Origin of the sequence: Acidovorax facilis, assembly GCF_050626955.1 — a bacterium.
Taxonomy (GTDB): Bacteria; Pseudomonadota; Gammaproteobacteria; order Burkholderiales; family Burkholderiaceae_C; genus Acidovorax; species Acidovorax facilis.
Map to the genome: position 1 here is coordinate 3,923,106 of NZ_CP192460.1, position 20,168 is coordinate 3,943,273.

Here is a 20,168-nt window from a genome sequence, read left to right on the forward strand (position 1 = left end):
TCACCTCACAGACAGAACGCTGATCAGTTCGTCCAGACCTCCAACAACGAGCTATCGGAACTGCTTGCGCAAGAACGCCTTGTGCCGCGCAATGTGCGCCAACTGCGCCGGGGCAATGGTGCCGCCCAGGTCTTCCTCCTCCGCGTTCAGCACTTGGTTGGCATAGGCGAGCGCACGCGCTACCACCTCTTCGTCGCTCACACCCTGCTGCGCAGCCAGATCCAGCGCCACGCGCTTCATGGCGCGCTGTGACAGCATCCACATGGCGCCGAAGGCGTCCCACGCGGCCATCGCTTCCTTGAACTTGTCGCGGTCGGCAAGGATTTCGTTGAGCGACTTGGCCAGGATCTCCTGCAAGTCGTCCACCTTGGCCTTGAGGGCTTCGAACTGTGCCTCGCGCTGCAGGGCCTCGGCGGCGGCGTTGGCCGCTGCGTCGGGCGCCGTGGGCACGGGCACGCTGCCGTCGGGGTTGAGCTGGGCAATGGTGAGTTCGGACGATAGGGACATGGTGGGCTGGAATATACGGCCGAGTGCTCGTCCTAAACTACACCGATGCAAATCTACATGGTGGGCGGCGCGGTCCGCGACAAGCTGCTGGGCCGGCCGGTGAATGACCACGACTGGGTGGTGGTGGGTGCCACGCCCGAGCAGATGCTGGAGCTGGGCTACCTGCCAGTGGGCCGAGACTTCCCGGTGTTTTTGCACCCCGAGACCCGCGAGGAATACGCGCTGGCCCGCACCGAGCGCAAGAGCGGGCGCGGCTACCGGGGCTTTGTGGTGGAAAGCTCGTCCGACGTGACGCTGGAAGAAGACCTTTCCCGCCGCGACCTCACTATCAATGCAATAGCTACTAACGCTTATGGGACAAGCGCTGGAGGCATTTTTGACCCATATTCTGGCGCCAAAGACATCGAGGCGCGGGTGCTGCGCCATGTGACCGACGCCTTCCGCGAAGACCCGGTGCGCATTCTGCGCGTGGCGCGGTTTGCAGCGCGGTTCACCGACTTCACGGTGGCGCCCGAGACGATGCAACTGATGCGCGAGATGGTGGCGCATGGCGAGGTGGACCACCTGGTGGCCGAGCGCGTGTGGCAGGAGCTGGCGCGGGGTCTGATGGAAGAAAAGCCTTCGCGCATGTTCGAGGTGCTGCGCGAGTGCGGCGCGCTGCAGGTGCTGTTGCCCGAAGTGGCGCGCCTGTGGGGCGTGCCCCAGCGCGCCGAGTACCACCCCGAGGTGGATACGGGCGTGCACCTGATGATGGTGCTGGACATGGCGGCCCGGCTGCAGGCGCCACTCCCCGTGCGGTTTGCCTGCCTGGTGCATGACCTGGGCAAGGGCACCACGGCCGCCGATATGCTGCCGCGCCACATCGGGCATGAGGAGCGCAGCGCGGAGCTGCTGAAAGACGTGGCCGAGCGCCTGCGCGTGCCCGTGGACTGCCGCGAGACGGCCGATGTGGTGGCCCGCGAGCACGGCCACATCCACCGCAGCGGCGACCTCTCGGCCGCCGCGCTGGTGCGCCTGCTGGAGCGCTGCGACGCCATCCGCAAGCCCGAGCGGTTCGCCGACATCCTGTTGGCCTGCGAATGCGATGCGCGCGGACGGCTAGGGTTTGAAGAATCCGCCTACCCGCAGCGCCAGCGGCTGGCGGCTGTGCTGGCGGCCGTGCAGTCGGTGGTCACGCGCGACATTGCAGCGCAGGCAGCTGCCAAGGGCGTGGCTGGGCCGCAGGTGGGTGCGTTGATCCACCAGGCGCGGGTGGAAGCGGTGGCGCAGTGGCTGCAGCCCCGCAGCGACGTTGCCTGACCCCGCACGCGACCGCCCAAGACGCGGACAGCCCCTCCTACAATCCGCGTCCGCCTGTATTCCATCCGGGGTACAGCCTTGCAAGAACCTGGTGCAGTTTCGCGCCCGCACAGCCATCCCAACGTCTCCATGACCACTGTTCACATCCGCCTTGCCACCCCGGCCGACGCTGACACCGTCGCGCCGCTGTTTGATGCCTACCGGCAGTTCTACGAGCAGGCGCCAGACCTGGCCGGAGCGAAGGCCTTCATCGCGGAGCGGTTAGAGCGTGAAGAGTCGGTGATCCTGCTGGCGCTGGATGCGTCGCAAACGGCGGTAGGCTTTTGCCAGCTCTACCCCACGTTCTGCTCGGTGGAGGCCGCCCCTATCTACACGCTGTACGACCTGTTCGTGGCCCCCGCCGCCCGCAAGACAGGCGCCGGGCGCAGCTTGCTGATGGCAGCAGAAGCCACGGCCCGCACCCATGGAAAGGTGCGCATGGACCTGACCACAGCACACACCAACACCACCGCGCAGTCCCTCTACGAATCGCTGGGCTGGACGCTGGACACGGTTTTCCGCGCCTACAACAAACGCGTCAGCGCCTGAACCACCAGGGCGCTTGGCACACTTGCCGCGCCCCTTCACCAACGCAGCAGGCGCGGCCCCAGCACCGCCCCCAGCGCAGTCGGGATGGCCATGCCCGCCACATACCAGACAGCCAGGAAGGGCGTGGCCATTTCGGGGCAATGCAGGGCGTACACCAAGGCGCCCAGCGCACCCGCCAGCAAACCAGCGCCCGCACCCGTCCACGCCAGGCGCGTGGGGGCAGCGCCCTTGAGGGCCCAAAAGCCTGCAACAAATGCCGGCACCGACAGCGCCGCGATATTGAACGGGCAGGTGCGCCAGGTGCTGCCCAGGATGAGCGGCATGCGCTCTGCGGCGGACACCTGCGACAACGCCCACAAGGCCATGGCCCACAGCACCAGCGGCGGCATGGCCAGCCACAGGGCTGCGTGGCCCAGCGCCATGCCAGGGCGGGCCATGCGGCGCAGCAGCGCCAGCCCGGCAGCAGCGAGCGCGGCGGCAAACACCAGCTTGCCCCAGAACATGGGCAGCGCCATGGTGGCCAGCAGATCTGGGCGCAGACCGAACAGGGACAGCATCAGCACCCCGGCGCCGGCAATGCCCGCCAGTGCGGCCACCACAAAGCGCTGCTCTATCGCGTTGCGCTGCACCGGCCGGTCATCGGTGGCCAGCAGGTGGATCAATTCATCGGTTTTCATGCCATTCCCCTGATCTTGGCGGCCAGGGCCTTGAGCCCCCGGTGCACGCCGACTTTGACAGCCGACTCCGACAGCCCCGTGAGGCGCGCCGTCTCGACCACCGACAAACCTTCCAATTTCACATACTCAATCGGCAGCCGTTGCTTGTCTGGCAGCGTGCGCAGCAACTGCCCCAGGTCCCGCCGGGCTTCGGCGGCCTCGCTGTCGCTGCGGGCAAACAACTCGTCGGCATCGTCCAGCGGGTCGTTGCGCCCCTCTTTGACGGCATGCGAGCGCAACCAGTCGATGAGCTTGTAGCGCGCAATCGCGTGCACCCAGGCCGTCACCGGCATCTCGGGCCGGTAGGTGTGGCGCTGGTTGTGCACCGCCAGCAGCGTCTCCTGCACCAGGTCTTCCACCTCATCGAGCCGCTGCGCGAGGCGGCGGCGCAAAAAGGCGCGCAGGTGGGCGCTCAGCTCTTTCAAAAAGCGCTGGTAGGCGGCTGCGTCGGCATCCAGCCCCTGCATCAACAAGCCGCGCAGGCGTTCTTCCACACTCTCCATGGTGTCTCCCTGCAAGAAATTCGTATGCCGGAGCCATTGGGTTACAGGCATCGCAAAAAAATGTTTCGCCATGCCGCTCCGAAATTTTTCGTACAGCGCTGTAACCCGCAAGTTGCGCTGCGCGAATTACAACGCAGATCGGGCAGTTCAACGCGGCCTCTCGCTGCACCCCGATCGGATTCAACCCTGACCCAACCCTCGGAGAACCGTACCATGACCACTCGCACCCTCAGCCTCGGCGCCCTTGCCCTTGTAGCCCTGACCTCTGGCGCCGCCATGGCCCAAACCACCTCCGCCCCCATGGACGGCGCCAAACCCGCCATGGAGAAGTGCTACGGCGTCTCGATGGCTGGCAAGAACGACTGCGCCGCCGGCCCCGGCACCACCTGTGCGGGCTCCGCCAAGGTGGACTACCAGGGCAACGCCTGGAAGTTTGTGCCCGCAGGCACCTGCGCCACCATCAAGACGCCCAAGGGCATGGGCTCGCTCACCCCCATCAAGGCCTGACCGATGGCCCTGTGCCCTCTCACCGCTGGCCTGGGCCTCAAGCCCCAGCACTATGACGAGGCGCTGCACTGCACCGCCACGGGTCTGTGGTGGGAGGTGCACCCTGAAAACTATCTGGCCGAGGGTGGCCCCCGCCTGGCCTGGCTGGAGGCCATCCGCGCGCGCCACCCCGTGGCGCTGCACGGCGTATCGCTGTCGCTTGCTGCCGATACTCCGCCCGACGCGGCACACCTGGCGCGACTGGCAGCCCTTGCAAGGCGGGTGGAGCCAGTCATCATCTCGGAGCACTTGGCATGGTCCAAGTGGCGCGGGCAGTACCTGCCCGACCTGCTGCCGTTTCCGCGCACGCAGGCCGCCTTGCACCGCATCGTAGACAACATCGCCCGAACGCAGGATGCGCTGCAGCGCCCCATCGCCATCGAGAACCCCACGCACTACCTGCACATCGACGGCCACGACTGGCTTGAGACCGAATTTCTGACCGAGCTGGTGCAGCGGACTGGCTGCGCCCTGCTGCTGGACGTGAACAACGTGTACGTCAGTGCCAACAACCTGGGCTTTGACGCGCAGACCTACCTCAACGCCTTTCCCCTGCACGCCGTGGCCGAAATCCACCTGGCGGGCCACCATGCCGACCCGGTGCATGGCGATGCCCTGCTGATCGACAGCCACGACGCGTCCATCGCCCCGGCGGTGTGGGCGCTGTACGGGCAGGTGATCGCGCGCACAGGCCCCATGCCCACCCTCATCGAACGCGACGACAATCTGCCCGCCTTCAGCGAACTGCTGGCCGAGCGCGACAAGGCCCACAACGCGCTCACAGCGGCGCAGCCCGAGGAGGCAGCATGCAGCTGAGCGCATTCCAGGACGGCTTCTCTGCCGCGTTGCTCGGCCATGCCGAGCACTCACCGTGGCTGTCTGCGCTGGAATCCCAGCCCGGCTTTGCCGTGTACCGCAACACCGTGCTCAAGGGCTGCATTGATGCCCTGCAGGCCAGCTACCCCACGGTGTGCCAGCTGGTGGGCGAAGAATGGTTTCGCGCCGCCGCCGCGGTGTATGCCCGCGCGCAGCCGCCAGCTGACGGACTGCTGATGGACTACGGCGCGGAGTTTGCTGACTTTCTGGCCGGTTTTGCACCAGCGGCCGAGCTGCCTTATCTGCCGGCCGTGGCGCGCCTGGACCGCGGCTGGACCGAATGCCATCTGGCGGCAGACGCCACCGCTGTGGACCGCAACTGGCTGGCACAGCAGGCGCCCGATACATTGCCCCTGGTGCAACTGCGCCCCCACCCCGCCGCACGCTGGGCCTGGTGCGACGAGCATCCCGCCTACGCGTTGTGGCAGAGCCACCGCGAAGGTCTGCTCCCCACAGAGCCGCTGGACTGGACCGGCGATGGGGCCTTGCTCACCCGGCCCCACGCACCCGTGACGTGGCGCCCACTGTCGCGCGCCGGAGTGGCCTTTTTGGACGCCTGCGCCCAAGGCCAGACGCTGGAGGCCGCCGCCACTTCAGCCCTTGCGGCCGAGCCCACCGCAGACTTTGCGGCCCTGATGGGCTCCTTGCTGGACGCAGGCGCATTGATACCCACCGACCCACACCAATTCACACCGAGGCCAAGGAGCCCCTGATGACCACCAGCACACATTTCCCCACTGCACCCGCCAAAGGCCAGCGCAAGCTGTTGGCGCGCCTGGCCGATGCAGCCACCTCGCTCACCCCGCACAGCCTGTTGGCGATGGTCAACCGCGTGGCAATTGCAGGCATCTTCTGGCTTTCAGCGCGCACCAAAGTCGATGGGTGGTTCACCATCTCCGACAGCGCCTATGCGCTGTTCCGCGACGAGTACAAGCTGCCCCTGCTGCCACCCGAGCTGGCGGCGCAGATGGCCACCGTGGCAGAGCATCTGTTCCCTGTTCTTCTGGTGCTGGGCCTGCTCACGCGCCTGTCGGCCCTGGCCTTGCTGGGCATGACGCTGGTCATCCAGGTGTTCGTGTACCCCGATGCCTGGCCCACGCACCTGTCATGGGCGGGGCTGATGCTGTACCTGGTGGGGCGCGGCGCAGGCAACGTGTCACTGGACCGGGCACTCGGAATTCGTTGAGGCGCCTGTCTTTTTTAAACTGCCGCTGTTCGCACCCAGCGCACGATGTCCGCAGCCCCCAGCGCGCCCGAAACGCGCGCCACCTCGCGCCCCTGCTGGAACAAAATCATGGTCGGAATGCTGCGGATGGCATAACGCGCCGCGATGGCCTGGTGGTCTTCGGTGTTGAGCTTGGCCAGGCGCACACGCGGCTCCAGCTCGCGGGCGGCCTGCGCAAAGGCCGGGGCCATCTGGCGGCAAGGCCCGCACCAGGGCGCCCAGAAGTCCACCAACACGGGGATGTGGCTGCGCACCACATGCTTGTCAAAACTGGTGGCATCCAGCTCCAGCGGCGCCCCCGCGAAAAGGCGCTGATGGCACTTTCCGCAATCGGGCGCGTTGCCCAGGTCGGCGCGCTGCACGCGGTTGGTGGTGTGGCAATGGGGGCAGACGATGTGCAGGGATTCGGTCATGGTGCGGCAATCGGTGTGAGCAAAAAGCGGGCCTCTTAGAACCTGCTCAAGATCTTTTCGGGGATCGCAACAGGTTCTTACACATGGCGGCACAAGCCGGGCGTTTCAAGAGCGGGCTTGGCAGTCCTGGGGTCTTGATGTTGCACCCCGTCGCACACCTTGCGTGCGTTTACCAGCGCTGAAACACCCTTTCACCCGGGTCAGCTTCACCGCGTCTGATAAGGTTTCGCCCATGCAGCTGCTCCCCCTACTGACAACTGCCCATGCGCTTTTTCTGGACTTTGACGGCACGCTCACCGAGCTGGCGCCGCGCCCCGAGGCGGTGCGCATCGCTTCCGGGCTGGTCCCCACGCTGTCATCGCTGTACACCCATCTGGACGGCGCGCTGGCCATCGTGACCGGGCGGCCTGAGGCCGACATCGACGGATTTCTGGCCCCGCTGCACCTGCCGCTGGCCAGCGAGCATGGTGCCCAATACCGACTGACCGACACATCCCACCCTGCCGTTCTGCCGCCAGACCTGGAGAAGGTTCTACGGGCTGCGTACGACCTGGCGGCACACTATCCGGGGTTGCTGGTAGAGCCCAAGCGCGCGAGCGTGGCCCTGCACTACCGCCAGGCCCCCCATCTGCAAGGGTTGTGTCACGACACCCTCGTGCGCGCCATGCAGCAGGTGGAGGGTGTGGAACTGCTGCGCGGTAAATGCGTCTTTGAAGTGAAGCCCCGGGGCGTCCACAAAGGCCAGGCCATTCTCGATTTCATGACACAGGCCCCCTTTGCCGGGCGCACCCCAGTCTTTGTGGGAGATGACGTCACCGATGAGGCTGGCTTTGCCGCCGTTCAGGCACTGGGCGGCTGGGGCATCAAGGTGGGCGAAGGGCCGACCATGGCACAACACCGCTGCATGACATCCGCCGCCTTGCGCGGCTGGCTGTCTTCTGCACGCACGACCTTGGAGCGCGAACGATGAACACGGCAGCCAACGATCCCCAAGCGGGCTCACTCAACCTCGGGATGATCGGCAACTGCGCCATCAGCGCACTGATCGACAACCACGCCCGCATGGTGTGGTGCTGCCTGCCCCGTTTTGATGGCGACCCGGTGTTCAACGCCCTGCTGCAGCCCGGCGACGAAGGCAGCCACTTCGCGATCGAACTGGAAGACCTGGCATCGGCCCACCAGTGGTACGAGCCGAACACCGCCATCCTGCGCACGCAGCTGTTTGACAAGGCGGGCCACGGCATCGAGATCACCGATTTTGCGCCGCGCTTTTACAGCCGCTCGCGCTACTTTCGCCCCATGACGCTGGTGCGCCGGGTGCGCCCCATCCAGGGTGCGCCGCGCATCCGTGTGGCGCTCAAGGTGCGCTACGACTGGGGCCAGACTACCCCCGAAATCACACGCGGCAGCAACCACATCCGCTACGTGGGCGAGAGCATGACGCTGCGCCTGTCTACCGATGCGCCGGTGTCGCATGTGCTGTCGGGCCAGGCATTTGTGCTCACACGCGAACACAACTTTCTGCTGGGGGCGGACGAGACGCTGGTGGAGGGCATTGCCGACACCGCGCGCCTGTTTGAGCAGGAGACCACCTCCTACTGGCGCAGTTGGACCCGCGCTCTGGCCGTGCCGCTGGAGTGGCAGGAGGCCGTGATCCGCGCGGCCATCACGCTCAAGCTTTCGCTGTACGAAGACACCGGCGCCATCGTGGCCGCCATGACCACGAGCATCCCCGAATCCGCCCACAGCGGCCGCAACTGGGACTACCGCTACTGCTGGCTGCGCGATGCGTTCTTCGTGGTGCGCGCGCTCAACAGCATCTCCGAAGTGGGCACCATGGAGGACTACCTGCGCTGGCTCAGCAACGTGGTGGTGGAAGGCGGCGATGGCCACATCCAGCCGCTGTACGGTATTGGCCTGGAGCAAGAACTGCCCGAGAGCCTTGTGCCGCAGCTGGCGGGCTACCGGGGCATGGGCCCGGTGCGCGTGGGCAACCAGGCGGCCGAGCATTTTCAGCACGATGTGTACGGCAACATCGTGCTGGGCGCAGCCCAGGCGTTCCACGACCACCGCCTGCTGCACCGTGCGGGCCTGGCCGAGTTCACGCGGCTGGAACAGGTGGGCGAGAACGCGGTGCGTGTGTATGGCCAGCCCGACGCCGGCATGTGGGAGCTGCGCACGCGCGCCAGGGTGCACACCTCGTCCGCGCTGATGAGCTGGGCAGCCTGCGACCGGCTGGCCAAGATCGCCGCCACCCTGCAGCTGGCCGACCGTACCAGCCACTGGCAGCAGCATGCCGACCGCATGCGCGCCGAGATCCTCGACAAATCCTGGTGCGAAGCGCGCCAGGCGTTCGCCGAGAGTTTTGGCGGCCATGAACTCGATGCGAGCGTGCTGCTGATGGCCGAGGTGGGCCTGATCGACCCCAAGGACCCACGCTTTGTGAGCACCGTGGAGGCCATGGAAAAGAGCCTGTGCGATGGCCCCTACATGCGCCGCTACGAGGCGGCCGACGACTTCGGCAAGCCCGAGACGGCCTTCAACATCTGCACCTTCTGGCGCATCGACGCGCTGGCGCGCATTGGCCGCAAGGCCGAGGCCCGCGCCATCTTCGAGACCATGCTGGCCGCCCGCAATCCGCTGGGCCTGCTGTCCGAAGACACGCACCCCGAGACCCAGGAAATGTGGGGAAACTTTCCGCAGACCTACTCCATGGTGGGCGTCATCAACGCCGCCGTGCGCCTGTCGGCCCCCTGGGACAGCGTGATTTGAGGCACTGTCCGACAGCGGCCCGGGGCGATCCACAACGATGATGAACCCATGAGCCGTCTTGTTGTCATCTCCAACCGCCTTGCAGACCCCCGAAAACCCGCCGCCGGCGGCCTGGCCGTCGCCCTGGGCGAAGCCCTGAACCAGACCGGGGGCCTCTGGTTCGGCTGGAGCGGCACTGTGGTCGAAGGCGGCACACCCGGCGAGGGCGAACTGCACACCCGGCAGGCAGGTGCCGTCACCCTGGCCACCGTGGACCTGTGCCGCGAAGACCACGACAGCTACTACCACGGCTACAGCAACAGCGTGCTCTGGCCGGTGTTCCATTACCGCCTGGACCTGGCCGACTTCAACGCCAGCTACATCGCGGGCTACCGCCGCGTGAACCAGATGTTTGCGCGCAAGCTGCTGCCGCTGCTGCGCGACGACGACGTGATCTGGGTGCACGACTACCACCTGATCCCGCTGGCGGCCGAGCTGCGGGCCATGGGCTGCAAGCAGCGCATCGGGTTCTTTCTGCACATTCCCATGCCGCCGCCGCTCATCATGGCGGCCATCCCGCAGCATGAGTGGCTGATGCGCTCGCTGTTTGCCTACGACCTGGTGGGTCTGCAGAGCGAGGCCGACGTGTCGCATTTCACGCGCTATGTGCGCAACGAAGGCAGCGCGGAAGAGGTGGACGAAAGGCGCGTGCGCGCCTTTGGAGCCACCGTGGTGGTGCAGTCCTTTCCCATCGGCATCGACGTGGACGAATTCACACGCCTCACGCACGCGCCCGACGCGGTGGAAACCTACGAGAACATGCGCGACGAGTATTCACGCAGGCGCCTGCTGCTGGGCATTGACCGGCTCGACTACTCCAAGGGCATTCCGCAACGTGTGCGGGCCTTTCGCGAACTGCTGGACCGCTACCCGGAAAACCGCGACAGCGCCACGCTCATCATGATCGCCTCGCCCACGCGCGACGACGTCAACGCCTATGCCGACCTGCGCCAGGAGCTGGAAGGTCTGTGTGGCGCTGTCAACGGCGACTACGGCGAACTGGACTGGATGCCCGTGCGCTACATCCACCGCATGGTGGCCCGCAAGCGGGTTCCGGGCCTGTGCCGCGCCGCCGCCGTGGGGCTGGTCACGCCACTGCGCGACGGCATGAACCTGGTGGCCAAGGAGTACGTGGTGGCGCAAGACCCGGACGACCCGGGCGTGCTGGTGTTGTCACGCTTTGCCGGTGCGGCCGAGCAGCTGAAAGAAGCGCTGCTGGTGAACCCCTACGACACCCAAGGCATGGCCGACAGCATCCAGCAGGCATTGCAGATGCCGCTGGTGGAGCGGCAGGCGCGCCATCAAAAGCTGATGGCCCGTATACGCCAGCACGACGTGCACTGGTGGCGCAAGGCGTTTCTGGACGCATTGCAGGCGGCGGGGTAGCCGCCCAGCTGCGGCCCGTTACAACATCTTGGTGATCAGGCTGACCACGAAGCTCAGCAGCAGCGTGGACGCCAGCGGCACATCCCAGTCGCGCCCCAGCCAGCGAAACCGGAAGTCCCCCGGCAGGCGCCCAAAGCCCAGGCGGCGCAGCAGCGGTGTGAGCCAGCTGATGAACATCAGGGCCAGGAGAATGACGAGGAGCCAGCGGAACATGGTGCGCCGAGTGTAGGCGCCACCGCATTCGGCTACGCCTTGGCCAGTCCGGCCCGTTCGGCCCGGTCAGCCAGCAGGGCCAGCGCCTGGGCATGCAACTGGGGCGTGGCAGCCGCCACCACCCGCCCATCCGATGCCACCGTGAGCGCACGGCCCTGCCAGTCGGTAATGCGCCCGCCCGCGCCCTCCACCAGGCAGACCAGCGAGAGGTAGTCGTACGGCTGCAGCCCCGCCTCCACCACCAGGTCCACATGCCCGCCCGCCAGCTGGGCATAGGCATAGCAGTCGCCGCCAAAACGGCGCAGCGCGCACTGGCGGCTCAGCGCATCAAAACACTGCCAGTCGGCCGCACCAAAGGCATCCGGCGATGTGGTGTAGATGCGGGCCTGCGCCAGTTGTTCACACCCGCTGGCCCGCACGGGCTGGCCATTGCACTGCGTCAGCTGGCCTGCCAGCCCCGTCCAGCGCTCACCCAGCACCGGCAAATCCATGAGCCCCAGCACGGGCTGGCCCTGGTGCAGCAGTGCCACCAGCGTGCCCCACAGCGGCGATCCGGTGATGAAGCTCTTGGTGCCGTCGATGGGGTCGATCACCCACACGTACTCGGCGTCCAGCCGCTCGCGGCCATGCTCCTCGCCCAGGATGCCGTGCGTGGGCGCCTGCGCCCGCAGCACCGCGCGCATCGCGGCCTCGGCCTCGCGGTCGGCAATGGTGACCGGACTCTCGTCCGATTTGGTCAGCACATCCAGCGGGGTGCGGAAGTACCGCAGCGAGTGCACACGGGCCGCATCGGCCAGGGCGTGCGCCAGGGCCAGGAAGGGGGAACCGGGGGTGGGCAAAGTGTTCATGGGAATGGTCAAGGGAAGAGCTCCGGGCAGCGGTTGGGCAATGAAGAAGGGCCTACCGCTCGGCATGAACGGGTTGGCATATTTAGTGCTTGTGTATTTTCGTGCAAAAACAATAATTTGCACAAGTGCAATAAAACGCACAACTTTGGTGAACAAACCCCCTGGCCTGCGGTGACCCCGCACTGTTTTTTGGCAACGCACCGTTCTGGAGAAATTCATGCGCACTCGCTCCTCCCTCTTTGCAGCCCTGCGCCTGCTGCCCGTGCTGGGCGCATTGGCCTGCGGGCTGACCGCCGCCCAGGCGGGCACCGTCACGGCCTACACCGCGCTCGAAGAAGACGAGATCAAGGAATACCTGGCCGCCGCCAAAAAGGACTTGCCCGATGTGGATGTGAAGGTCCTGCGCCTGTCCACGGGCGACCTGGGCGCGCGCATCCTGGCCGAAGCTGCCAACCCGCAGCACGATGTGATCTGGGGCTGGGCGCTGACCAACACGCTGGACCCGCGCATCACCGCACTGCTGGAGCCCTACACCCCCAAGGGCAGCGACAAGCTGGCCGCCAAGGACAAGGCCGCCGACGGCAAATGGTTCACCACCACCGGCTACATGGCCGCGTTCTGCGTGAACACCGAGGTACTCAAGGCCAAGAAGCTGCCCATGCCCACGTCGTGGAAGGACCTCACCAACCCCATCTACAAGGGCGAGGTCGTCATGCCCAACCCGGTGTCCTCGGGCACGGGCTACCTGCAGATTGCCGCGCTGATCCAGTCGCGCGGCAATGACGAGGGCTGGAAGCTCATCAAGGCCATGGACGGCAACGTGGCGCAGTACATCAAGTCGGGCTCGCGCCCCTGCAAGGCCGCGCGGGCGGGTGAGTTTGCAATTGGCACCTCGCTGGCGTTTGCGGCCATGCAGTCGGTGGACGAGGGCTATCCGGTCAAGATGGTGATCCCCACCGACGGCGCGGGCTATGAGCTGGAAGCCTCGGGCCTGATGGCCAGCTCCAAGAACAAGGCCGACGCCAAGCGCTTTCTGGACTGGACGCTGTCGCCCGGCGCAGCACAGCTCTACACCAAGTACAAGGAAATCGTCACCGTGCCCGGCGTGCCGCAATCCAAGGCGGCTGCAGCGGCAGGCCTGCCCGCCGACCTCTCCAAGGTGCTCTACCCCATGGACTTCGCCAAGTCCGCCAAGGAACGCGACGCGATCCTGGGCACCTGGCAAAAGACCATCGGCCGCTGAGCCGCTGTACCGAACCGCTGCACTGAACCGTACTCCCCGAGGACCACACACCATGTCCCTGCAGATCACCGACCTGCACAAGAGCTTTGACGGCCAGGTCGCGCTCGAACGCATCCACCTCGCCGTGGGCGCCTCGGAGTTCGTGTGCCTGCTGGGCCCCAGCGGCTGCGGCAAGACCACGCTGCTGCGCATCATCGCGGGGCTGCTGCCTGCCGATGGCGGCCGCATCACGCTGGGCGGCCGTGACCTGGCCACGCTGCCGGCGCGCGACCGGGGCTTTGGCATCGTGTTCCAGTCGTACTCGCTGTTCCCGCACATGACGGTGGCGCAGAACGTGGGCTACGGCCTGGCCATCCGCCGCACACCGCCCGACGTGGTGCAGGCGCGCACGGCCGAGCTGCTGGACATGGTGAAGCTGGCCGACTATGGCGGGCGCTACCCGGCGCAGCTGTCGGGCGGCCAGCAGCAGCGCGTGGCCATAGCGCGGGCCCTGGCGGTGAACCCTTCGCTGCTGCTGCTCGACGAACCCCTGTCGGCCCTGGACGCCCGCGTGCGCGCCGACCTGCGCCATGAGCTGCGCGAGGTGCAGCGCCGCCTGGGCATTCCCACCATCATGGTCACGCACGACCAGGAAGAAGCCCTGGCCATGGCCGACCGCATCGTCTGCATGCAGGGTGGGCGCATTGCACAGGCGGGCTCGCCGCGCGAGCTGTACCTGGCACCGCGCACCCGCTTCGTGGCCAACTTCATGGGACACAGCAACCTGCTGCCGCCCGCCCAGGCACGGCTGCTGCAGCCCGCGCTGGGCGGGGCCCCCGAAGGCATGGCGCCCGAATCGGCCCTGCTGTGCATCCGCCCCGAACGCCTGCAGCTGCAAGCCAGCGCGCAGGGTGCGGGCCGCGTCACCGGCACCACCTTCCTGGGCAGCATCCAGCGGGTGCAGCTGCGCTGGAACGACCTGGACCTGCTGGCCGAATCCAGCAGCGCCAGCACCTGGGAGGCGGGCCAGAACGTGGACATCTCGGTGAGCGCACAGGACTGCGCCTGGGTGCACGCATGAGCACCACTGCCGCCCCCCACCTGCCACCCATGCACGCCAGCGAACGCTGGCTGCTGCGCGCCTGCCTGCTGCTGCCGCTGGCCGCGCTGGTGCTGTTCTTTGGCGTGCCCATGCTGGCCATTGCCTGGCGCAGCCTGGTGCAGGACACGGGCGGCATCGGCTGGGGCAACTACGCCGCGCTGCTCGACACCCCGGGCGTGTGGCGGGCCCTGGCCAACAGTCTGCTGCTGGGCGCCGTAACCACGGCCGTCACGCTGGTGCTGGCCTTTGTGGTGGCGTTTGGGCTGGAGCGCACCGGCATGCCGGGCCGCCGCTTTGTGGCCGGTGCGCTGGCCCTGCCCATGCTGGCGCCCTCGCTGGTGCTGGGGCTGGGCTTGATCTTTTTGCTGGGGCGCAACGGCATCGTGGGCAAGCTGCTGGGCGTGCGACCCGAAATCTATGGCTTTTGGGGCCTGCTGATTGCCGACGTGCTCTATGCGCTGCCGCAGGCCGTGCTCATCGTGCGCACCGCGCTGCGCCAGGGCGATGCCCGGCAGTACGACGCCGCCGAGGTGCTGGGCGCCACCCCCTGGCGACAGTTTTGCGACATCACGCTGCCGCAGGCCCGCTACGGCCTGCTGAGCGCGGGGTTTGTGGTGTTCACCATCACCATCACCGACTTTGGCAACGCCGTGGTCATTGGCGGCAACTTTGCCGTGCTGGCCACCGAGATCTACAACCAGGTCAGCGGGCAGATGAAGTTCGGCATGGGCGCGGTGGTGGGCATGCTGCTGCTTGCGCCCGCCGCGTTGTCGGTGTTCATCGAACGCATGGCCGCACAGCGCGCCGGGGCGGGGGCTGAATCAGCCCTGCCGCCCACGCCCACGCGCCGCCCGGGGCGCGATGCAGCGTTCTTCATCGCCTGCATGGGCATTGCGGGCAGCATCGTGGCCCTGGTGCTCACGGTGGTGGTGGCCAGCTTCATCCGGCTGTGGCCCTACCGGCTGGACCTCACACTCAAGCACTACGACATCACCATTGCAGGGGGCTATGCGCCGCTATGGACCTCCGTCTGGGTGTCGGCCCTGGCCGCCAGCGTGGGCACGGCGATGCTGTTTGTGCTGTGCTTTGGCATCCGCCGCCTGCCGGGGCGGCTGGCGCAGGCAGCCACGGCGCTGTCGGCCCTGCCGGTGGGCGTGCCCGGGCTGGTCCTGGGGCTGGCCTATGTGTTCACCTTCAACACTGCCACCTGGCCCTGGGGCATGCTGTATGGCACGGCCATCTTGCTGGCGCTGTGCAACTACTACCATTACCACACGCAGGGCTTCATGACCATGATGACCGGCATGCGCAACGTGCCCACCACGCTGGAAGACGCCACCACCGTGCTGGGCGGCAGCACCGCCCACGTGCTGCGCGATGTGTACCTGCCCGCGCTGCTGCCCACGCTGCTGGCGGTGCTGGTGTTCTTGTTCATGCGGTCCATGGTCACGCTGTCGGCGGTCATCTTCCTCATCACCCCCTCGCTGCCCATGGGGGCGGTGACGGTGATGCGGCTGGATGAAGCGGGGCTGACCTCGCAGGCGGCAGCGTTCTCTACCTGCATCATGGCGGTGGTGGGGTCGCTGGCGCTGCTGCTGCACTTTGGCACGCAGCGCCGAAAACCAGGTTCCAAGCCCGCCTAACATCGCAACCATGCTGCAAGAAGAACGTTTCCTCCGCATCCGCACCCTGCTGTCCACGCTCTCGCGTGTGAGCACCGAGCGCATTGCGCAAGACCTGGATGTGTCGCGCGAGACCGTGCGCCGCGACATCCTCGCGCTGGAGTCGCAGGGCATTCTGCGGCGCGTGCACGGCGGCGTGGTGGCCCAGGGGCCAGAGCCCGAACCCCCGCTGGCCGTGCGCCAGGCGGTGCGCGAGCGCGAAAAACGCGCCATCGCCCGCGCCGCCCTGCAGCTGCTGCAGCCGGGGCAAACGCTGTTCATTGATGCGGGCAGCACCACTACCCTGCTGGCCGAAGCGTTGTCCAGCCTGTCGGGCCTGACCATCATTACCAACGGGCTGAACGTGGCGCTCAAGCTCGCTGCAGCCGACGCCGGGCGCAACACGCGCAACGACGTGATCCTGCTCGGTGGCCGCACCGACCCTGCCGTGCAGGCCACGCACGGCGACACCACCGTGGCCGAAATCCACCGCTACCGCGCCGATGTGGCCCTGCTCTCTCCCGTGGGCATCAGCGTGCACAGCGGCGCCACCAGCTTTGAACACCACGAGGCCGCCGTGGCCCGCGCCATGGCTGCGCGGGCCAAGGAGCTGATCTTGGTGGCCGACCACAGCAAGGTGGGGCAAGCCAGCCGCGTGACCTATGCCAGCCTGTCCGACGTGGGCACGCTGGTCACCGACGCGGGCGCCCGGTCCTTGCCCGCCTTCTCGGCCCTGCAGGCAGCGGGCTGCCATATCGTGGTGGCCTGATCAATTCAGAAGGGGCAGAGCACACCATGGCCTACCAGCACACCATTGGCGGCGAGCGCTGGCAGTTCAGCGACTTGCGGGAGGTGATGGCCAAGGCCACGCCGCTGCGCTCGGGCGACGCGCTGGCAGGTTTGGCTGCCGCGTCGGCCGTGGAGCGCATGGCCGCGCGCCTGTGCCTGGCCGACATCCCCCTGACGCGCTTTCTGAGCGAGGCGCTCATCCCCTACGAAAGCGACGAGGTCACGCGCCTCATCCTCGACACCCACAACGCCGCCGCGTTCGCACCCCTCGCCCACCTCACCGTGGGCGACTTCCGCAACTGGCTGCTGGCCCACGGCACCGACAGCGCCATGCTCGCCGCCGTGGCACCCGGCATCATGCCCGAGATGGCGGCGGCCGTGAGCAAGCTCATGCGCAACCAGGACTTGATCGCCGTGGCGCGCAAGTGCCGCGTGGTCACGCGGTTTCGCAACACCATCGGCCTGCCGGGCCACCTGGCCGTGCGGCTGCAGCCCAACCACCCTACGGACGACCTGCGCGGCATTGCGGCGTCGATGATCGACGGCCTGCTGTATGGCGCGGGCGACGCGGTGATTGGCGTGAACCCCGCCACCGACAGCATCGCAGCGCTCACCGGGCTGGTGCACATGCTGGGCGATGTGATCGAGCGGCTGCAGATCCCCACCCAGTCGTGTGTGCTCACGCATGTGACCAACACCATCCAGATGGTGGAGCAAGGCGCGCCGGTGGACCTGGTCTTCCAGTCGATTGCGGGCACCGAGGCGGCCAACGCGAGCTTTGGCATTTCGCTGGCGCTGCTCCAAGAAGCGCGCGAGGCTGCACTGTCCCTGCGGCGCGGAAAAAACTTTGGCGATGGAGTGGGCGACAACGTGATGTACTTTGAAACCGGCCAGGGCAGTGCCCTGTCGGCCAACGCGCACCACGGCGTGGACCAACAGACCTGCGAGGCGCGGGCCTATGGCGTGGCCCGCGCGTTTGCGCCGCTGCTCACCAACACGGTGGTCGGCTTCATCGGCCCCGAGTACCTGTACGACGGCAAGCAGATCATCCGCGCGGGCCTGGAAGACCACTTCTGCGGCAAGCTGCTGGGCGTGCCGCTGGGCTGCGACGTGTGCTACACCAACCACGCCGAGGCCGACTCGGACGACATGGACACGCTGATGACGCTGCTGGGCACGGCGGGCCTGACTTTCATCATGGGCGTGCCGGGGGCGGACGACATCATGCTCAACTACCAGAGTACTTCGTTCCACGACGCGCTCTACCTGCGCGAGGTGCTGGGCCTGCAGTGCGCACCCGAGTTTGGCGCCTGGCTGCAGCGCATGCACATCACCGATGCAGGCGGACGCCTGCTGCCTGCCCACGATCAACACCCGGCGCTGGCACAGATGCGGCAATGGAGGCTGGGCGCATGACACACGAACCAGCGCCACACGGCATCCCTCCCGACCCCTGGGAGGACCTGCGCGCCCACACCCAGGCGCGCCTGGCCCTGGGGCGTGCGGGCGCAGCCCTGCCCACGGCCGAGCTGCTGCGTTTTGGCCTGGCCCATGCGCAGGCGCGCGATGCCGTGCACATCCCGCTGGACGCCGAAGCGCTGGCCACCCAGCTGCAGGCCCAGGGCTGCGCAACGCTCCCCGTGCACAGCGCCGCCCCCGACCGTGCCACCTACCTGCTGCGCCCCGACCTGGGCCGGCGGCTGAGCGACGCCGATGCGCAGGCGCTGCGGGAGTCCTCTGCAAACGGAACCACTCCCATCGACCTGCTGCTGGTCGTGGCCGACGGCCTCTCGTCCCTGGCTGTGGCGCGGCAGGCGCCACCGCTCATCGACGCGATTCGCCAACAGGCGCCCGCCGGCTGGCAGCTGGGCCCCGTGGTCATTGCCCAGCAGGCCCGCGTGGCGCTGGGTGACGAGGTGGGCGCACTGCTGGGCGCGCGCCTGGCGGCGGTGCTGATCGGCGAGCGGCCGGGCCTCAGCTCGCCCGACAGCCTGGGCATCTACCTGACCTGGCACCCGCAGGTGGGGCGCAACGATGCGCAGCGCAACTGCATCTCCAACGTGCGGTCCGAGGGTCTGCCCCCCGCCGCCGCCGCTGCACGCCTGTGGTGGCTGTGCCAGGAGGCGCGGCAACTGGGGCTGACGGGGGTGGGGCTGAAGGACCGCAGCGATGCGGTGACGCTAACGGCTTACCAGGGCGGCGACGCAGCGCAGCTGGGTTGAGCCCCCCCCCAAGGCACACCGCGCAAAGCTGCCCCAAACCGACCGCGAGCCTCTGATCCCGCGCTGCAACGCCTTCCCATCTCTGCTCTAGAGCAAGACGGCAAGGCCACCAGCGCCGCCTACAGCCGGTGCGAACGGTCGCCGTGGCTGAACCCCAGCGGCTCCCAGGGCTCGCCCGCGCCCACGGCCAGCACCTTGAACAGCTCGCCCATCTCGTGTTCCATGATCAATTTGGCCGCTGTCGCCCGCTGGGCTTGCGGTTGTTGCTCCATTTTGGGGAGCAACCCACAGTTGATGAGGAAATGCGCCTGCGTGGTGTAGCCCAGCACGTTCAGGCCCGCCTCCTGCGCGGCCAGCGCCATGGCGGTGAAGTTGACGTGGGCGGTGATGTCCTTGAGCCCCACCGCCACCAGCGGGTCGCCATCGGCCAGGTGGCCCTGGTGGCACATCACGGTGCCCATGTGGCGCTGGGGGTGGTAGTACTCGTCTTCGCCAAATCCATAGTCCAGCAAGAAGGCTGCACCGCGCGTGAGCCGGTCGGCCAGCATGCGCATGAAGCCTTCGCCCTGGGCGTGGATCTCGGTCAGGTAATCCTGCGGGCCTTCGATGTCGATGGGCGGGCGCAGGTCGGTGGGGCGGTCGGCCCAGGCAAAGTGGCCGTCTTCGGCCACCACCACGCCGCGTTCGTGCCACACACCGCCCTGCTGGCCGCCGTGGCGGGCGAGCAGCTGCACGGGCATGGCATCGAGCACCTCGTTGCCCACCACCACGCCGCTGAATTTCTCGGGCAAGGCATCCACCCAGCGCAGCTTGTGGGCGTGCGCCACCAGCTTGGCCTGCTGGCGCGCGCGCAGGCTGCCCGACAGGTCGACGATGGTGTAGCGCTGCACCTGATCGCCCAGCGTTTCCAACAGTTGCAGCGCCAGCGCGCCGGAGCCCGCGCCAAACTCCCACACCTCGTCGGTGGCGGTGTGCGCCAGGGCCTCACCGACCTGCACGGCCAGCGTCTGGCCGAACAGTGGGGTCATCTCGGGCGCGGTCACAAAGTCGCTGCCGGACTCGGGCATGGCGCCGAACTTGGTGGAATCGTTGGCGTAGTAGCCCAGGCCGGGCGTGTACAAGGCCAAGGCCATGAAGCGGTCAAAACCCAGCCATCCGCCCTCGGCGGCAATGGCCTGGGTGATGTGCTGGTGCAGGGCGGTCGTTAAACTGTCGGGTCTTTGGGTCACGGCCCGCATTGT

General features: G+C 67.4%; 22 protein-coding genes. 15 read left to right on the plus strand and 7 right to left on the minus strand.

Going from position 1 to position 20,168, the window contains the following annotated elements; all coding sequences use genetic code 11:
- Positions 1-51: 51 nt before the first annotated feature.
- The gene (locus tag ACQ4MJ_RS17935; protein ID WP_431151774.1) at positions 52-507 is read right to left on the minus strand and encodes a hypothetical protein; all 456 of its coding nucleotides are present in this window, start codon (positions 505-507) and stop codon (positions 52-54) included.
- Positions 508-552: 45 nt separating this feature from the next.
- Between ACQ4MJ_RS17935 and ACQ4MJ_RS17940 the strand changes: the two genes are divergently transcribed.
- Complete coding sequence (locus ACQ4MJ_RS17940) at positions 553-1,806, plus strand: multifunctional CCA addition/repair protein (RefSeq protein ID WP_431151773.1); 1,254 nt, start codon at positions 553-555, stop codon at positions 1,804-1,806.
- Between the two features lie 129 nt (positions 1,807-1,935).
- Positions 1,936-2,394: a GNAT family N-acetyltransferase gene (locus ACQ4MJ_RS17945; RefSeq protein ID WP_176888209.1), complete on the plus strand. Its 459-nt coding sequence runs from the start codon at positions 1,936-1,938 to the stop codon at positions 2,392-2,394.
- A 35-nt stretch (positions 2,395-2,429) separates the two neighbouring features.
- Here the strand turns inward: ACQ4MJ_RS17945 and ACQ4MJ_RS17950 are convergent, their stop codons facing one another.
- Positions 2,430-3,071 (minus strand): NrsF family protein, encoded by a 642-nt coding sequence (locus tag ACQ4MJ_RS17950; protein WP_431151771.1) that lies wholly within the window; start codon positions 3,069-3,071, stop codon positions 2,430-2,432.
- Positions 3,068-3,613: a sigma-70 family RNA polymerase sigma factor gene (locus tag ACQ4MJ_RS17955; RefSeq protein WP_218298913.1), complete on the minus strand. Its 546-nt coding sequence runs from the start codon at positions 3,611-3,613 to the stop codon at positions 3,068-3,070. Before ACQ4MJ_RS17955 ends, ACQ4MJ_RS17950 begins: the two co-directional genes overlap by 4 nt.
- Positions 3,614-3,826: 213 nt before the next feature.
- On the opposite strand from ACQ4MJ_RS17955, the gene ACQ4MJ_RS17960 reads away from it, so the two are divergent.
- The 4 genes from ACQ4MJ_RS17960 to ACQ4MJ_RS17975 are packed head-to-tail and all read left to right on the plus strand — an operon-like array spanning position 3,827 to position 6,221.
- Positions 3,827-4,120: a BufA1 family periplasmic bufferin-type metallophore gene (locus ACQ4MJ_RS17960; RefSeq protein ID WP_121507643.1), complete on the plus strand. Its 294-nt coding sequence runs from the start codon at positions 3,827-3,829 to the stop codon at positions 4,118-4,120.
- 3 nt (positions 4,121-4,123) lie between these two features.
- A complete protein-coding gene (bufB, locus tag ACQ4MJ_RS17965; RefSeq protein ID WP_218298914.1) occupies positions 4,124-4,975 on the plus strand; it encodes an MNIO family bufferin maturase in 852 nt (283 codons plus the stop codon).
- Entirely contained in the window at positions 4,966-5,748 is a 783-nt protein-coding gene (locus ACQ4MJ_RS17970; RefSeq protein WP_431151769.1) for an HvfC/BufC family peptide modification chaperone, read from the plus strand. The genes bufB and ACQ4MJ_RS17970 overlap by 10 nt, the downstream gene beginning before the upstream one ends.
- Complete coding sequence (locus ACQ4MJ_RS17975; protein WP_431151768.1) at positions 5,748-6,221, plus strand: DoxX family protein; 474 nt, start codon at positions 5,748-5,750, stop codon at positions 6,219-6,221. Before ACQ4MJ_RS17970 ends, ACQ4MJ_RS17975 begins: the two co-directional genes overlap by 1 nt.
- A gap of 14 nt (positions 6,222-6,235) precedes the next feature.
- Here the strand turns inward: ACQ4MJ_RS17975 and trxC are convergent, their stop codons facing one another.
- Complete coding sequence (trxC, locus tag ACQ4MJ_RS17980) at positions 6,236-6,673, minus strand: thioredoxin TrxC (RefSeq protein WP_431151767.1); 438 nt, start codon at positions 6,671-6,673, stop codon at positions 6,236-6,238.
- 232 nt (positions 6,674-6,905) lie between these two features.
- Here trxC and otsB point away from each other — a divergent pair, with 232 nt between their 5' ends.
- Genes otsB through otsA form a run of 3 tightly spaced genes read left to right on the plus strand, consistent with a single transcriptional unit; the run spans position 6,906 to position 10,870 of the window.
- Complete coding sequence (otsB, locus tag ACQ4MJ_RS17985) at positions 6,906-7,643, plus strand: trehalose-phosphatase (RefSeq protein ID WP_431151766.1); 738 nt, start codon at positions 6,906-6,908, stop codon at positions 7,641-7,643.
- Positions 7,640-9,445, plus strand: a complete 1,806-nt coding sequence (locus ACQ4MJ_RS17990; protein WP_121507648.1) for a glycoside hydrolase family 15 protein — start codon at positions 7,640-7,642, stop codon at positions 9,443-9,445. The genes otsB and ACQ4MJ_RS17990 overlap by 4 nt, the downstream gene beginning before the upstream one ends.
- A 48-nt stretch (positions 9,446-9,493) precedes the next feature.
- On the plus strand, positions 9,494-10,870 hold the full coding sequence (gene otsA, locus ACQ4MJ_RS17995) for an alpha,alpha-trehalose-phosphate synthase (UDP-forming) (RefSeq protein ID WP_431151765.1): 1,377 nt from the start codon (positions 9,494-9,496) through the stop codon (positions 10,868-10,870).
- Between the two features lie 18 nt (positions 10,871-10,888).
- Here the strand turns inward: otsA and ACQ4MJ_RS18000 are convergent, their stop codons facing one another.
- Together ACQ4MJ_RS18000 and hisN are read right to left on the minus strand one after the other, a co-directional pair.
- Positions 10,889-11,083 (minus strand): DUF2905 domain-containing protein, encoded by a 195-nt coding sequence (locus tag ACQ4MJ_RS18000; RefSeq protein WP_431151764.1) that lies wholly within the window; start codon positions 11,081-11,083, stop codon positions 10,889-10,891.
- A gap of 32 nt (positions 11,084-11,115) precedes the next feature.
- Positions 11,116-11,931, minus strand: coding sequence for a histidinol-phosphatase (gene hisN / locus ACQ4MJ_RS18005; protein WP_431151762.1), 816 nt, complete (start codon positions 11,929-11,931; stop codon positions 11,116-11,118).
- 217 nt (positions 11,932-12,148) lie between these two features.
- On the opposite strand from hisN, the gene ACQ4MJ_RS18010 reads away from it, so the two are divergent.
- From ACQ4MJ_RS18010 to eutC, 6 genes are read left to right on the plus strand one after another with little or no spacing between them, the layout of a single operon-like run.
- The gene (locus ACQ4MJ_RS18010) at positions 12,149-13,174 is read left to right on the plus strand and encodes an ABC transporter substrate-binding protein (protein WP_431151760.1); all 1,026 of its coding nucleotides are present in this window, start codon (positions 12,149-12,151) and stop codon (positions 13,172-13,174) included.
- Between the two features lie 52 nt (positions 13,175-13,226).
- Positions 13,227-14,234 carry an ABC transporter ATP-binding protein gene (locus ACQ4MJ_RS18015; RefSeq protein WP_108498518.1) on the plus strand — a complete coding sequence of 336 codons (1,008 nt, stop codon included), beginning with the start codon at positions 13,227-13,229 and terminating at the stop codon, positions 14,232-14,234.
- On the plus strand, positions 14,231-15,898 hold the full coding sequence (locus ACQ4MJ_RS18020; RefSeq protein ID WP_431151759.1) for an ABC transporter permease subunit: 1,668 nt from the start codon (positions 14,231-14,233) through the stop codon (positions 15,896-15,898). Before ACQ4MJ_RS18015 ends, ACQ4MJ_RS18020 begins: the two co-directional genes overlap by 4 nt.
- Positions 15,899-15,908: 10 nt before the next feature.
- Complete coding sequence (locus ACQ4MJ_RS18025; RefSeq protein WP_431151758.1) at positions 15,909-16,685, plus strand: DeoR/GlpR family DNA-binding transcription regulator; 777 nt, start codon at positions 15,909-15,911, stop codon at positions 16,683-16,685.
- A 26-nt stretch (positions 16,686-16,711) separates the two neighbouring features.
- On the plus strand, positions 16,712-18,121 hold the full coding sequence (locus tag ACQ4MJ_RS18030; protein ID WP_431151757.1) for an ethanolamine ammonia-lyase subunit EutB: 1,410 nt from the start codon (positions 16,712-16,714) through the stop codon (positions 18,119-18,121).
- The gene (gene eutC / locus ACQ4MJ_RS18035; RefSeq protein ID WP_431151755.1) at positions 18,118-18,927 is read left to right on the plus strand and encodes an ethanolamine ammonia-lyase subunit EutC; all 810 of its coding nucleotides are present in this window, start codon (positions 18,118-18,120) and stop codon (positions 18,925-18,927) included. The genes ACQ4MJ_RS18030 and eutC overlap by 4 nt, the downstream gene beginning before the upstream one ends.
- Positions 18,928-19,046: 119 nt before the next feature.
- On the opposite strand, the gene ACQ4MJ_RS18040 is transcribed toward eutC, so the two are convergent.
- A complete protein-coding gene (locus ACQ4MJ_RS18040) occupies positions 19,047-20,165 on the minus strand; it encodes a class I SAM-dependent methyltransferase (protein ID WP_431153051.1) in 1,119 nt (372 codons plus the stop codon).
- Positions 20,166-20,168 lie beyond the last annotated feature (3 nt).

What these genes read in the sequence shown, in the direction of transcription:
- ACQ4MJ_RS17935 (WP_431151774.1), bottom strand. Translation starts at nt 507, where the DNA reads ATGTCCCTATCGTCCGAACTCACCATTGCCCAGCTCAACCCCGACGGC.
- ACQ4MJ_RS17940 (WP_431151773.1), top strand. Translation starts at nt 553, where the DNA reads ATGCAAATCTACATGGTGGGCGGCGCGGTCCGCGACAAGCTGCTGGGC.
- ACQ4MJ_RS17945 (WP_176888209.1), top strand. Translation starts at nt 1,936, where the DNA reads ATGACCACTGTTCACATCCGCCTTGCCACCCCGGCCGACGCTGACACC.
- ACQ4MJ_RS17950 (WP_431151771.1), bottom strand. Translation starts at nt 3,071, where the DNA reads ATGAAAACCGATGAATTGATCCACCTGCTGGCCACCGATGACCGGCCG.
- ACQ4MJ_RS17955 (WP_218298913.1), bottom strand. Translation starts at nt 3,613, where the DNA reads ATGGAGAGTGTGGAAGAACGCCTGCGCGGCTTGTTGATGCAGGGGCTG.
- ACQ4MJ_RS17960 (WP_121507643.1), top strand. Translation starts at nt 3,827, where the DNA reads ATGACCACTCGCACCCTCAGCCTCGGCGCCCTTGCCCTTGTAGCCCTG.
- bufB (WP_218298914.1), top strand. Translation starts at nt 4,124, where the DNA reads ATGGCCCTGTGCCCTCTCACCGCTGGCCTGGGCCTCAAGCCCCAGCAC.
- ACQ4MJ_RS17970 (WP_431151769.1), top strand. Translation starts at nt 4,966, where the DNA reads ATGCAGCTGAGCGCATTCCAGGACGGCTTCTCTGCCGCGTTGCTCGGC.
- ACQ4MJ_RS17975 (WP_431151768.1), top strand. Translation starts at nt 5,748, where the DNA reads ATGACCACCAGCACACATTTCCCCACTGCACCCGCCAAAGGCCAGCGC.
- trxC (WP_431151767.1), bottom strand. Translation starts at nt 6,673, where the DNA reads ATGACCGAATCCCTGCACATCGTCTGCCCCCATTGCCACACCACCAAC.
- otsB (WP_431151766.1), top strand. Translation starts at nt 6,906, where the DNA reads ATGCAGCTGCTCCCCCTACTGACAACTGCCCATGCGCTTTTTCTGGAC.
- ACQ4MJ_RS17990 (WP_121507648.1), top strand. Translation starts at nt 7,640, where the DNA reads ATGAACACGGCAGCCAACGATCCCCAAGCGGGCTCACTCAACCTCGGG.
- otsA (WP_431151765.1), top strand. Translation starts at nt 9,494, where the DNA reads ATGAGCCGTCTTGTTGTCATCTCCAACCGCCTTGCAGACCCCCGAAAA.
- ACQ4MJ_RS18000 (WP_431151764.1), bottom strand. Translation starts at nt 11,083, where the DNA reads ATGTTCCGCTGGCTCCTCGTCATTCTCCTGGCCCTGATGTTCATCAGC.
- hisN (WP_431151762.1), bottom strand. Translation starts at nt 11,931, where the DNA reads ATGAACACTTTGCCCACCCCCGGTTCCCCCTTCCTGGCCCTGGCGCAC.
- ACQ4MJ_RS18010 (WP_431151760.1), top strand. Translation starts at nt 12,149, where the DNA reads ATGCGCACTCGCTCCTCCCTCTTTGCAGCCCTGCGCCTGCTGCCCGTG.
- ACQ4MJ_RS18015 (WP_108498518.1), top strand. Translation starts at nt 13,227, where the DNA reads ATGTCCCTGCAGATCACCGACCTGCACAAGAGCTTTGACGGCCAGGTC.
- ACQ4MJ_RS18020 (WP_431151759.1), top strand. Translation starts at nt 14,231, where the DNA reads ATGAGCACCACTGCCGCCCCCCACCTGCCACCCATGCACGCCAGCGAA.
- ACQ4MJ_RS18025 (WP_431151758.1), top strand. Translation starts at nt 15,909, where the DNA reads ATGCTGCAAGAAGAACGTTTCCTCCGCATCCGCACCCTGCTGTCCACG.
- ACQ4MJ_RS18030 (WP_431151757.1), top strand. Translation starts at nt 16,712, where the DNA reads ATGGCCTACCAGCACACCATTGGCGGCGAGCGCTGGCAGTTCAGCGAC.
- eutC (WP_431151755.1), top strand. Translation starts at nt 18,118, where the DNA reads ATGACACACGAACCAGCGCCACACGGCATCCCTCCCGACCCCTGGGAG.
- ACQ4MJ_RS18040 (WP_431153051.1), bottom strand. Translation starts at nt 20,165, where the DNA reads ATGCGGGCCGTGACCCAAAGACCCGACAGTTTAACGACCGCCCTGCAC.